This is a genomic window from Pseudomonas sp. KCJK8993 (genome assembly GCF_046230915.1).
In the GTDB taxonomy this organism is placed as follows: domain Bacteria; phylum Pseudomonadota; class Gammaproteobacteria; order Pseudomonadales; family Pseudomonadaceae; genus Aquipseudomonas; species Aquipseudomonas piscis.
On sequence record NZ_JBJJLO010000091.1, the window covers coordinates 15123 to 27796 of the forward strand.

A 12674-nucleotide genomic window follows, 5' to 3' on the forward strand; every position below is an offset into this window, starting at 1 on the left:
TTGTCTGTAGGGGATTGGGGCGACTGCCAACGCGTCATCCCCGCAGATGCCCCGGCAGCGTGGAGCTGCCAGTTCTCGTGACTTTCAAAGGAGTTGCAGATGAGTGCCTGGTTTGAACTGAAGCAGTATGGCAGTGGTGCGTGCAGATTCTTGCTCAAGACAGAGGAGGCGCAGACCATGCTTCAAAGCGACCGCTACCCTTGCCGGGACAGTGCCGAGGCAGCCCTCGCACTGTTCCGCGCACACTGCGCCTCTCCCGAGCGCTACGTCAAGAAAATTTCGTCGGGCGGCAAGCCCTATTTCAAGCTCAAGTCCGGCAGTGAGGTGATCCTCGTCAGCCATCTTTACGATTCGCAAGAGGCCCTGGAGAGAGCCATCGGCGAGATTGCCAGCGCCGGCACCACGGACCGCATCCAGCGCGTCCAGCTCTAAGCGGCAGAAAGAAGCCCATCGTCAGATGGGCTTTTTCGTGCCTGGCGATCAGCTCAATTCGAGCCAGATCGGCGCATGGTCCGAAGGTTTCTCCATGCCCCGCAGTTCATAGTCGACCCCGGCAGCCTTGACCCGCGGCAGCAGGCCACGGGACGCCAGGATCAGGTCGATGCGCAGGCCACGCTTGGGTTCGTCCTCGAAGCCACGGCTGCGGTAGTCGAACCAGCTGAAGCGGTCGTTCACCTCGGGATTCAGGTGGCGGAAGCTGTCCACCAGGCCCCAGTTCTTCAGGCGTGCCATCCACTCGCGTTCTTCCGGCAGGAAGCTGCACTTGCCGGTCTTGAGCCAGCGCTTGGCGTTGTCGGCGCCGATGCCGATGTCGCAGTCTTCCGGGGAAATGTTCACATCACCCATGACCACCAGGGGCTGGTCGTTGCTGAAGCGGCTTTCCAGCAACTGTTGCAGGTCACTGTAGAAGCGTTGCTTGGCCGGGAACTTGGTAGGGTGGTCGCGGCTTTCGCCCTGGGGGAAATAGCCGTTCATGATGGTCACCGGCGTGCCGTCGGCGTCGGCGAAAGTGCCCCAGATGAAGCGGCGCTGGGCGTCTTCGTCATCGCCGTCGAAGCCCTTGTGCAGGGCCAGCGGCGCCTGGCGCGAGAGCAAGGCGACGCCGTAGTGGCTTTTCTGGCCGTGGTAGTGCACGTGATACCCCAGGGCCTGGACCTCGGCGAGGGGAAACTGCTCGTCGGCGACCTTGGTTTCCTGCAGGCCGATCACATCCGGCTGGTGCTTGTCGATCAGCGCCGCCAGCTGATGGGGGCGGGCGCGCAGCCCGTTGATATTGAACGAGACGATCTTCATGGTCGGCGGTCCTGGCAAAACAGCGATGCTAGCTGACAACGCCTGGGTCGACCAGCGTGGCAGTGCCGCCGATGCGCTGCTAATGTCCTTGGGCGCGGGAACGTTCAGCGGCGCGCCAGGTTCGTAATACAAGAGCGCGACCTTTCGAGCCGCGCCAGGGAGGAGTGACCGTCATGCCCGAGGCCAGCAATGCCATCGCCGATATCCACATGCTCGACAGCGGGTATTCCCGCGAAGCGCGGTCGCTGTTGTACCAGGCCTATCGCCACGAACCGACCTTCGGTTTCATCTTCGAGTCCGAGCGCCCCGGCTACGAGCAACGGGTGCGGGCCACGGTGCGCGAGCTGGTCAAGCAACACTTCTTGCAGGAGCTGCCTGCCATCGGCTTGCTGGTCAACGACCGGCTGATCGGCATCGCGCTGATCGCGCCGCCCCAGCGCCGGCTGGGCATCACCGAAAGTTGGGCCTGGCGGCTGCGCATGGTGTTGAGCACGGGCTTTCGCTGTACCCGGCGCTACCTGGAATACCATGACGCGGTGCAAGCCTGCCTGCCCAGCGATGCCCTGCATGTATTGCCACTGTTGGGCGTGCATCCGCAGTTCCAGGGCCAGCATTTTGGCGAACAGTTGCTGGAGGCGGTGCACAACTGGTGTGCGGTGGACGCCAACTCCCAGGGCGTGGTGCTCGATACCGGCAACCCGCGCTATCTCGCGTTCTACCAGCGCCAGGGTTATGCAGAGATCGGCGAGGTGGCGATAGGGCCGGTCCGCGAGCATGTGTTTTTCCATCCCAATCCACAGCGCTTACAAAGCGCAACAGGCTGAATCGAACTTTCCCCGTCCTCGAGCGCTCTATCGCCCTCCCAAGCTCGTGATAGCATCCGCGCCTATGAAGTTTTCCGGAAGATTCACCAGCGGTTTCTTGCTGCTGTTCAGCAGTTGCGCGGCGCTGGCGCAAAGCGAATTGGCGGTCAGGATCAAACCTGCCAACGACGAGTTGAAGGCCAACATCGAAGGTTATATCGGCGATCTTGGCGACCGAGATGAAGAAGCCCTGCTGAGGTTCAGCAGGGGCGCCGAGGAGCAGGCCAAGAAAGCCGCCCAGGCCCTGGGCTACTACCAGCCATTGATCTCCAGCGAAGTACGGGGCGGCGACAAGCCGCGCCTGTTGTTGCGTATCGACCCTGGCGAGCCGGTGCACCTGCGCGAGGTGACCATCCGGGTCGAAGGCCCGGCCGCCTCCCTCAAGTCCTTTCGTACCCCCGACAGCGACCAGCTCAAGCCTGGCGCGGTGCTCAACCATGGGCGCTACGAAGACGCCAAGCGCTTGATCCAGAACCAGGCCTCGCGCTATGGCTTCTTCAGCGGGCGCTTTACCCGGCAGCAACTGCGGGTGGACCCGCTGGCCGGGGTGGCGGACATCGAGCTGGTCTACGACAGCGGCCCGCGCTATGCCCTGGGCAAGGTCAGCTTCAGCGGGGACTCGCTGTTCGATGAAGACCTGCTGCGGCGCATGGTGCCGTTCAAGGCCGGTACCGCCTACGACTCCGAATTGATCGCCGAACTCAACCAGGCCCTGCAGTCCAGTGGCTATTTCGAATCCGTGCGGGTGGATGCCACGCCTACCGCTGCCGAGCATGAAGTGATTCCGGTGGCGGTCCAGCTCGACACCCGCAAGCCCCGCACCCTGGGCCTGGGCCTGGGCTACTCCACCGACGTCGGTCCACGGGTCAAGGCCAACTGGACCCGGCACTGGGTCAATCCCCAGGGCCACAGCTATGGCTGGGAGGCAGAGGTCTCGGCGCCACGGCAGAACGTCGGGCTGTGGTACGACATTCCCCTGGACCCGCCCCTGACCGACAAGCTGCGATTCGCCGGCGGCTACCAGAACGAAGAAATCTCCGGCACCGATACCCTGAGCAAGCTGTTGACCCTGGGCCCCGAGTGGCACAGCAAGCTGCCCAGTGGCTGGCAACGGGTGGTTTCGCTCAAGTACCAGCGCGAAGAGTATCGGCTCGGCGATGACTCGGGCCTGAGCAACCTGCTGATGCCCGGCCTGACGTATTCCTATCTGCGCAGTGACAACCGTATCGATCCGCACAACGGTTATCGCATCCAGTTCGATACCAAGGTGGCCAAGGAGGGCCTGGGCTCGGACAACAACCTGTTGTACGGCACGGTGTTGCTCAAGGGCCTGGCCACGGCCTGGGACAACCATCGCCTGCTGGGCCGGGTGCAGTTCGGCGGGAGCGCCACCAACGGCTACAAATCGGTGCCGCCGTCCCTGCGTTTCTTCGCCGGTGGCGACCAGAGCGTGCGAGGCTACGACTACCAGAGCCTGTCGCCGAAGAACTCCAAGGGCGATCGCATCGGGGGGCGCTACATGGTCGCCGGCAGTGTCGAGTACCAATACTCGATCGCCGAAAAATGGCGCATCGCGACCTTCATCGACCAGGGCAACTCCTTCGACAAGCTGGAGTTGCCGAACCTCAAGACCGGGGTCGGGCTCGGGGTGCGCTGGGTCTCGCCGGTGGGCCCGATCCGGGTCGACCTGGCCCACGCCATGAATGATGACGGCGGTGTACGTTTGCACTTTTCCATGGGGCCAGAGCTGTGATGCGTGGGTTGAAGATAACGCTGCTGGCGATCCTGGCGCTGGTGGTCCTGGTCATCCTCACGCTGGTCGCGGTCCTCGGGACCCAGGCCGGCAGCCGCTGGGCCTTGCGCCAGGTGCCGGGGTTGAGCCTGGAGCAGTTCGACGGTCGCCTCGGGGGGCAGTGGAGCGCCGGGCATCTGCTTTGGCAGCAGGACGGCACGCGGATCGAACTGCGCGGCGTGCAGTTTTCCTGGTCGCCAGCCTGCCTGCTGCGCATGACCCTGTGCATCGAGCAACTGGAGGCCGACCAGGTCAGCCTGCAGTTTCCGGCCGGTGGCCAAGAGAGCCCGGGGCCCATCAGCTTGCCGGAGTTGCACCTGCCGCTGGCCATCGAGCTGGGGCGGGTACGGCTCGGCAGCCTGCTGCTCGACGGCAGCGAGCAACTCAAGAGCCTGCAACTGGCGGCCCACTGGACTACCCAGGGGCTGCGCATCGATGCGTTGCAACTGCAACGCGACGACCTGGCCCTGGCGTTGACCGGCCTGCTGCAACCCACGGGCGACTGGCCCCTGACTGCCCAGGGCCGCCTTGGCCTGCCGGCTCCCGGCGGCGGTCCCTGGGAGCTGGCGCTGCAGGTCGAGGGCGACCTGCTCAAGACCCTCAAGTTGCAGGCCGACAGCAGTGGTTACCTGCAAGGGCGCCTGAGCGGTGAACTGCAACCGCTGGCCCAGGACCTGCCGGCCCAGGTACGGATCACCGCGGATGGCTTCAAGGCCAGTGCCGACCTGCCGGATACCCTGCAATTGGACCAGCTGCAGCTCACCGGCAAGGGCGACCTGAAACGCGGCTACCAGCTCGTCGGCCAGGCCAGCCTGCCGGCCGAGCAAGGGCCGGTGGCCTTGTCGTTGCAGGGCAAGGTCGATGCCAAGGGCGCCCAGATCACCACCCTGGAACTGCAGGCCAGCGACCACCAGAGCCTCAAGCTCGAGGGCCAGCTGGACTGGAGCCAGGGCTTTGTCGCCGAGGCCCGGCTCGCCTGGCTGGATTTTCCCTGGCATCGCCTCTACCCACGAATCGAAGAGCCGGCCGTGGCCCTGCGCAAGTTCAACGCCGAAGTGGCGTACCGCGATGGCAACTACCTGGGCAACTTCCAGGGGGACCTGGAGGGGCCGGCCGGGGTCTTCAGCCTCGGCAGTCCGTTCAGTGGCGACCTGGGCCAGGTGCACCTGCCGCAATTGCAATTGACCGCCGGCCAGGGCAAGGCCCAGGGGCACTTGAACCTGCAGTTCGCCGATGGCCTGGCCTGGGATACCGCCCTGGACCTGTCGGCCATCAACCCGGCCTACTGGCTGGCCGAATTGCCCGGAACCCTGGCCGGACCCTTGCGTAGCCAGGGGGAGCTGAAGAACCAGCAGCTCAAGCTCGCCGCCGACCTGGATCTCAAGGGCCGCCTGCGGGGCCAGCCCGCGCTGCTGCAGGCCAAGGCCGACGGCGCCGGCGAGCAGTGGCGCCTCAATACCCTGGACATTCGCCTGGGGGATAACCGGATCAATGGTGCAGGCAGCCTGCAACAGAAGGTCAGCGGTCAGTTGGACATCCGCCTGCCGCGCCTGGGCCAGCTCTGGCCGCAGTTGCGCGGCCAGCTCAGTGGCCGGGTGGACCTGGCCGGGACGCTCGCGGCGCCCCAGGGCAAGGCGGAGCTGAACGGGCAGCAGTTGGCCTTTGCCGACAACCGCCTGCAAAGCCTCAAGCTCGATGCCAGCCTCGATGGGGCGCAGAAGGCTCGCATCGAACTCAAGGGCAGCGGCATCCAGGCCGGCGATACCCAGCTCGGTAGCCTGACCCTGGCTGGCCAGGGCGACATCCGCAAGCAGCAGCTGCAACTGGACCTGCAAGGCCCGCTGTTGAAGCTGGCCCTGGGCCTGGATGGCACCCTGGACCAGGGCGCCTGGCGCGGACGGCTGGCCAGCGGTGAGGTCCAGAGCGGTGGCCAGGACTGGAAGCTGCAGAACCCGGCACGGCTCGAACGCTTGGCCAACGGTACGGTCAACTTCGCCGCTCATTGCTGGGTCAGCGGCGACGCCAGCCTGTGTGGCGAAGACCAGCGGCTGATGCCCGAGCCGAAGCTGCGCTACCACCTCAAGCGCTTCCCCATCGACAGTCTGGCCCAGTGGCTGCCCAAGGATTTCGCCTGGAAGGGCCTGCTCAATGCCGATGTCCAGCTGGACCTGCCGGCCAGCGGCCCCAAGGGCCAGATCGTCGTGGATGCCAGTGGCGGCACCCTGCGGGTCAAGGACAAGGAGCAGTGGCTGGACTTTCCCTACCAGGCGCTCAAGCTCGACTCGCGGCTGGGGCCACGGCGCATCGACAGCCAATTGCAGTTCGATGGCGGCAAGCTCGGGCAGTTGATGGTCCAGGCGCAGATCAACCCGCTGCCCAAGAACAAGCCGCTATCCGGGGAGTTCCGCCTCAGTGGCCTGGACCTGTCCGTGGCGCGGCCGTTCGTGCCCATGGTGGAAAAGCTCAATGGCAACTTGAACGGCAGCGGCCGGCTGTCCGGCGGCCTGCTGGCGCCCCAGGTCAACGGCAGCCTGCAGCTCAGCGGTGGCCAGGTGTCCGGTTCCGAACTGCCCACCAGCATCGAGGACCTGCAACTGACCGCGCAGATCATGGGTGAGCGCGTGCGGCTCGACGGCACCTGGAAGGGCGGCAAGAGCGGGCAGGGCAGCCTCGACGGCAACCTCGCCTGGGGCCGGGAGCTGCTGGTGGACCTCAACCTCAAGGGGGCGCAACTGCCGGTGACGGTCGAGCCCTATGCGGCGCTTGAGGTGGCGCCCGACCTGAAGATCGCCCTGCAGGACAACCGGCTGGCGATCAGCGGCAAGGTGGCGATTCCCAAGGGCCAGATCACTGTGCGCGAGTTGCCGCCATCGACGGTCAAGGTCTCCGATGACACGGTGATCGTTGGCCAGCAGGCCGTCGAGGGCAAGGCGCCCATGGCCATGGCGATGAACATCGACGTGGAAGTGGGCCAGGACAAGCTGGCCTTCAGCGGCTTCGGCCTGACGGCCAACCTGCAGGGCCATGTGCACATTGGCGACAACATGGACACCCGTGGCGAGCTATGGCTCAACGATGGTCGCTATCGTGCCTACGGCCAGCGCCTGACGGTACGCCGGGCGCGGTTGCTGTTCGCCGGTCCCATCGACCAGCCCTACCTGGATATCGAGGCGGTGCGCCAGACCGACAACGTGATCGCCGGCATTCGTTTGAGCGGCAGCGTCGAGCAGCCGACGACCAAGATCTTCTCCGAGCCAGCCATGAGCCAGGAGCAGGCCCTGTCCTACCTGGTGCTGGGACGGCCGCTGAGCTCCGGCGGCGAAGACAACAACATGCTTGCCCAGGCGGCCCTCGGCCTGGGCTTGATGGGCAGTTCGGAGCTTACCGCAGGTATCGCCAAGAACCTGGGGATCCAGGATTTCCAGCTCGATACCCAGGGCAGCGGCAATGCCACCAGCGTAGTGGCCAGCGGCAACATCTCCGAACGACTCAGCCTGCGCTACGGGGTAGGGGTCTTCGAGCCAGCCAGCACCATCGCCTTGCGCTACAAGCTGAGCAAGAAGGTCTACCTGGAGGCCGCCAGCGGCTTCGCCAGCTCTCTGGACATCTTCTACAAGCGCGACTTCTAGCGCTTGCCGGCCTCGGCCACTGGCGCTTGGCGCGCCGGTGGCCGGGGCAGGTCTTTCCTTCGTTCATGGCCTCCCGCAGCCTTCGCGCGCCATCACCGGCCCTGCTTATAAGCCAGGTAAAGAGCATGCTAATTATTACATTGACATTCGCTGCCTAGGCAGTAACATCTCGTCACACACTCCCTGCCTAGGCAGCTAATTGGTGAGCAGATGAAGCATTTCCAACCGGACGATTTTCACAATTGCCATCTTGGCCTGCTGCTGGGGCGTGCCGCCTTGCTCAAGGACCGGATCCTCGACACCCACATGGAACCCCACGGCATCACCGCCGCGCAGTTCAAGGTGCTGATCATCATGGCCCAGTTCGGTGGCGATACCCCGGCCGAACTGTGCCGTCACTTGTCCCTGGATAGCGGTTCCATGACCCGCATGCTCGATCGTCTGGAACAGAAGGATTTCCTGGTGCGCAGGCGTTCCGAAGGCGATCGCCGCCAGGTGCAGTTGGTGCTCACCGAGGAAGGCCGCAAGCTCACCGACCGCTTGCCCGTCATCGGTGCCGAAGCGATGAACGAATTGACCGGTGCCATCACTCCCGAGGAGTTGGCCACCCTGGAACAGATCCTCAAGAAAATGCTGCTGGCAGCCGGTGACCCGATCACCATCCAGCGAGTAGGTGCCAAATGAGCAGTAGAACCTTGCGTACTCGCGCCAGCCTGGTGCTGATGGCCATGAGCCTGGCCGGTTGCGCCAACTACAGTGGCCTGGACACCGAGGGCGTGAGTCTCTCGGCCCAGAGCCTGGCCACCGGCCAGGCGCTCAATGGCGTCAGCCTGTCGCCGGCAGCCTGGCCCCGTGCCGACTGGTGGAAGAGCCTGGGCGACAGCCAGCTCGACGGCCTGATCCAGGAGGCCCTGCGCGACAGCCCGGACATGCAGATCGCCAGCGCTCGCGCGCATCAGGCCAGTGCCGCGGCCTATGCCGCCGATGCCGAGCGGATGCCGACCCTGGACGCCAGCGCCGGTGTCAGCCGTTCGCGCCTGGCCCGTGACCAGGATCCCCGAGGGCAGGGCGGAGCCTATTCCACGGTGCGCAACCTGGGCGCCCGCTTCAACTACAACTTCGATCTCTGGGGCGGTCAGCGCGCAGCCTGGGAAGCGGCCCTGGGCCAGGCCCGGGCCGCCGAGGTCGATCGCCAGGCCGCCCGCTTGAGCCTGGCCGCCGACGTCGCCCGGGCCTATAGCGACCTGGGGCGTGCCTATATCGTCCATGACCTGGCCACCGAGGACCTCAAGCGGACCCGGCAGATGCTCGACCTGAGCCAGCGGCGCTTGAGCGCCGGGATCGACAGCCAGTACCAGTACCAGCAGACCGAGAGCCTGGAGGCCAGCTCCCAGGCCAGCCAGATCGATGCCGAGAAGCAATTGCAGAGCGCCAAGATCGCCCTGGCGGTGTTGCTGGGCAAGGGACCGGAGCGCTCCGACGAAATCCGTCGGCCCAAGGTCCTGCAGGCCAGTGCCGTGGCGCTGCCGTCGGTGTTGCCGGCGGAACTGCTGGGGCGTCGCCCCGACCTGGTGGCGGCCCGCTGGCGGGTGGAGGCGGCGAGCAAGGACATCGACGCCAGCAAGACCCGCTTCTATCCCAACCTCAACCTGAGCGCCAGCGCCGGTGCCGAGTCGGTGCTGGGGGATGCGATGTTCGGCTCCGCCAGCCGTTTCTTCAATATCGCCCCGACCGTCTCGCTGCCGATCTTCGACGGTGGGCGGCTGCGGGCCAGCCTCGACGCCCGGGACGCCGACTACGACCTGGCGGTGGCCCAGTACAACAAGACCCTGGTGACGGCCCTCGGCGACGTCAGCGACAGCGTCACCCAGTTGCGCGATATCGGCCGGCAGATCGCTGCCCAGCAACATGCCACCGACATCGCCCAGGAATCCTATGACACGGTGGTCCAGCGCTACGGCTCGGGTATCGGCAACTACCTGGACGTGCTGAGCATCGAGCAGCAATTGCTGCAGACCCAGCGCCAACTGGCCACGCTCAACGCGCAACAGATCGACCTGTCGATCCAACTGATGCAGGCCCTGGGGGGCGGTTTCGACACCCAGAACCTGGCTTCGGCCAATCCCAGCCCCGCCCCGCAGACCAAATAATTCGAGGTATTTGTCATGGCTACCGCCGACACTCAAAACACTCCAAGCACTCCGGACACCGCCAACCCACGCAAGCGCAAGGTCATGCTGCTGGGGCTGGCGGCCATCGTCGTACTGGGCGGCCTGGGCGTCTACGCCTGGCATGAGCTCTATGGCCGCTGGAATGAAAATACCGACGACGCCTACGTCAACGGCAACGTGGTGGAGATCACCCCGCTGGTCACCGGCACGGTGGTCAGTATCGGCGCCGACGATGGCGACCTGGTGCATGAAGGCCAGGTGCTGATCAACTTCGACCCCAACGATGCCCAGGTCGGCCTGCAGAGCGCCGAGGCCAACCTGGCGCGGACCGTGCGCCAGGTGCGCGGCCTGTACAGCAATGTGGATGGCATGCGGGCCCAGGTGGCCGCGCAGAAGGCCGAGGTGCAGAAAGCCCAGGACAACTACAACCGCCGCAAGAACCTCGCGGCCAGCGGGGCGATTTCCCAGGAAGAGCTGTCCCACGCCCGGGATGACCTGACCAGCGCGCAGAATGCCCTGGCCAACGCCCAGCAGCAGCTCAACACCACCAACGCCCTGGTGGACGACACCGTGGTTTCCAACCATCCGGACGTGCAGTCGGCGGCCGCGCAACTGCGCCAGGCCTACCTGAACAACGCGCGCAGCACCTTGATCGCCCCGGTCACCGGCTACGTGGCCAAGCGCACCGTGCAACTGGGCCAGCGCGTGCAGCCGGGCACGGCGCTGATGGCGGTGATTCCCCTGGACCAGCTGTGGATCGATGCCAACTTCAAGGAAACCCAGCTGCGCGACATGCGCATCGGCCAGCCGGTGGACATCGAGGCCGACATCTATGGCAGCGATGTGAAGTACAGCGGCACCGTGGACAGCCTCGGCGCCGGTACCGGCAGCGCCTTCGCCCTGCTGCCGGCGCAGAATGCCACCGGTAACTGGATCAAGATCGTCCAGCGGGTGCCGGTGCGGATCCACATCAATGCCGAGGAGCTGGCCAAGCATCCGCTGCGGGTCGGCCTGTCGACGGTGGTCAACGTCAACCTGCGGGACCAGAGCGGACCGGTGCTGGCCCAGCAGCCACCGCAAAAGGCCTCGTTCAGCACCGCTGTCTACGACCGCCAGTTGGTGGAAGCCGATGCCCTGATCACCCGGCTGATCCACGACAACAGTGCGGCCATCGGCAAGACGGCCAAGCGCTGATTCGCCAATCCGTCCGTCCCGGTTCCTTCTAGGAGCCGGGAGGCCTGTCCCGTCCCAAAGGATTCGCGATGAGCAATAACGCCTCTTTCACCCCGCCCAGCTTGCTGTTGAGCACCATCGGCCTGTCGCTGGCGACCTTCATGCAGGTGCTCGACACCACCATCGCCAACGTGGCGCTGCCGACCATCTCGGGCAACCTGGGGGTGAGTTCGGAGCAGGGCACCTGGGTCATTACCTCGTTCGCCGTGAGCAACGCCATCGCCTTGCCGCTGACCGGCTGGCTGAGCCGGCGCTTCGGCGAAGTGAAGCTGTTCATCTGGGCCACGCTGCTGTTCGTGCTGGCTTCGTTCCTGTGCGGCATTTCCACCTCGATGCCCGAGCTGGTGGGCTTCCGGGTGCTGCAAGGGGTGGTGGCCGGGCCGTTGTACCCGATGACCCAGACCCTGCTGATCGCCGTCTATCCGCCGGCGAAGCGAGGCATGGCCCTGGCGTTGTTGGCGATGGTCACGGTGGTGGCGCCCATCGCCGGGCCGATCCTCGGTGGCTGGATCACCGACAGCTACAGCTGGCCCTGGATCTTCTTCATCAACATTCCCATCGGGCTGTTCGCCGCCTGGGTGGTGATGCAGCAGCTCAAGGCGCGGCCGGTGGTTACCAGTCGCCAACCGATGGACTACGTCGGCCTGCTGGCGCTGATCATTGGTGTCGGTGCCTTGCAGATCGTCCTCGACAAGGGCAACGACCTGGACTGGTTCGAATCCAACTTCATCATCATTGGCAGCGTGATCTCGGTGATCGCCCTGACGGCGTTCGTGATCTGGGAAATGACCGACCGCCATCCGGTGGTCAACCTGCGGCTGTTCGCCCATCGCAACTTCCGCATCGGCACCATCGTGCTGGTGGCCGGTTACGCGGGGTTCTTCGGGATCAACCTGATCCTGCCGCAGTGGTTGCAGACCCAGATGGGCTACACCGCCACCTGGGCCGGCCTGGCCGTGGCGCCGATCGGTATCCTGCCGGTGCTGATGTCGCCCTTTGTCGGCAAGTATGCGCACAAGATCGACCTGCGCCTGCTGGCGGGCCTGGCGTTCCTGGCCATGGGCCTGAGCTGTTTCATGCGTGCCGGTTTCACCAACGAGGTGGACTTCCAGCATGTGGCCCTGGTGCAGTTGTTCATGGGCATCGGCGTGGCGCTGTTCTTCATGCCGACCCTGAGCATCCTGATGTCGGACCTGCCGCCCCACGAGATCGCCGATGGCGCCGGCCTGGCGACCTTCCTGCGGACCCTGGGCGGCAGCTTCGCGGCCTCGCTGACCACCTGGATCTGGATTCGCCGGGCGGACCAGCACCACGCCTACATGAGCGAGCACATGAGTGTCTTCGACCCGGCCACCCGGGAAACCCTGAACAGCCTGGGCGGCGCCAGCACCAAGGCTTACGCGCAGATGGACCAGATCCTCACCAGCCAGGCGTACATGCTGTCCACCGTGGACTACTTCACCCTGCTGGGGTGGAGTTTCATGGGCCTGCTCCTGTTGGTCTGGATGGCCAAGCCGCCGTTCGCCGCCAAGGCCGGCCCGGCATCGGGCGGACACTGACGGGCGTAGCACCGATAAAGAACACCGGCGTTGCGGCGGAGAGAGCTCGAACACAAGGCCGGAGCGAGAGACCCCTCGGCCTCCGAGCGGGAGTATTGTTAGGGATACGGTTCTTTCGGGGGAATCCGGCAGGG

General features: G+C 65.3%; 9 protein-coding genes. 8 read left to right on the forward strand and 1 reads right to left on the reverse strand.

The window, feature by feature from the left end; all coding sequences use genetic code 11:
- Positions 1 to 99: 99 nt before the first annotated feature.
- Entirely contained in the window at positions 100 to 432 is a 333-nt protein-coding gene (locus ACK6AU_RS23605; RefSeq protein ID WP_185698984.1) for a YegP family protein, read from the forward strand.
- Between the two features lie 48 nt (positions 433 to 480).
- Here ACK6AU_RS23605 and xthA read toward each other — a convergent pair whose 3' ends face one another.
- Positions 481 to 1293, reverse strand: a complete 813-nt coding sequence (gene xthA, locus ACK6AU_RS23610) for an exodeoxyribonuclease III (RefSeq protein WP_185698985.1) — start codon at positions 1291 to 1293, stop codon at positions 481 to 483.
- Positions 1294 to 1466: 173 nt separating this feature from the next.
- Here xthA and ACK6AU_RS23615 point away from each other — a divergent pair, with 173 nt between their 5' ends.
- The 7 genes from ACK6AU_RS23615 to ACK6AU_RS23645 all read left to right on the forward strand — a co-directional run bounded on the left by ACK6AU_RS23615 (position 1467) and on the right by ACK6AU_RS23645 (position 12540).
- Complete coding sequence (locus ACK6AU_RS23615) at positions 1467 to 2117, forward strand: N-acetyltransferase (RefSeq protein WP_185698986.1); 651 nt, start codon at positions 1467 to 1469, stop codon at positions 2115 to 2117.
- 64 nt (positions 2118 to 2181) lie between these two features.
- Positions 2182 to 3909 carry an autotransporter assembly complex protein TamA gene (locus tag ACK6AU_RS23620; protein WP_409301733.1) on the forward strand — a complete coding sequence of 576 codons (1728 nt, stop codon included), beginning with the start codon at positions 2182 to 2184 and terminating at the stop codon, positions 3907 to 3909.
- Complete coding sequence (locus tag ACK6AU_RS23625) at positions 3906 to 7577, forward strand: translocation/assembly module TamB domain-containing protein (RefSeq protein WP_409301735.1); 3672 nt, start codon at positions 3906 to 3908, stop codon at positions 7575 to 7577. The genes ACK6AU_RS23620 and ACK6AU_RS23625 overlap by 4 nt, the downstream gene beginning before the upstream one ends.
- Positions 7578 to 7787: 210 nt before the next feature.
- A complete protein-coding gene (locus ACK6AU_RS23630) occupies positions 7788 to 8261 on the forward strand; it encodes a MarR family winged helix-turn-helix transcriptional regulator (protein ID WP_185698989.1) in 474 nt (157 codons plus the stop codon).
- Complete coding sequence (locus ACK6AU_RS23635) at positions 8258 to 9727, forward strand: efflux transporter outer membrane subunit (protein ID WP_409301738.1); 1470 nt, start codon at positions 8258 to 8260, stop codon at positions 9725 to 9727. Before ACK6AU_RS23630 ends, ACK6AU_RS23635 begins: the two co-directional genes overlap by 4 nt.
- A gap of 15 nt (positions 9728 to 9742) precedes the next feature.
- Entirely contained in the window at positions 9743 to 10942 is a 1200-nt protein-coding gene (locus tag ACK6AU_RS23640) for an efflux RND transporter periplasmic adaptor subunit (RefSeq protein ID WP_185698991.1), read from the forward strand.
- Positions 10943 to 11010: 68 nt separating this feature from the next.
- Complete coding sequence (locus ACK6AU_RS23645; protein ID WP_409301740.1) at positions 11011 to 12540, forward strand: DHA2 family efflux MFS transporter permease subunit; 1530 nt, start codon at positions 11011 to 11013, stop codon at positions 12538 to 12540.
- Positions 12541 to 12674 lie beyond the last annotated feature (134 nt).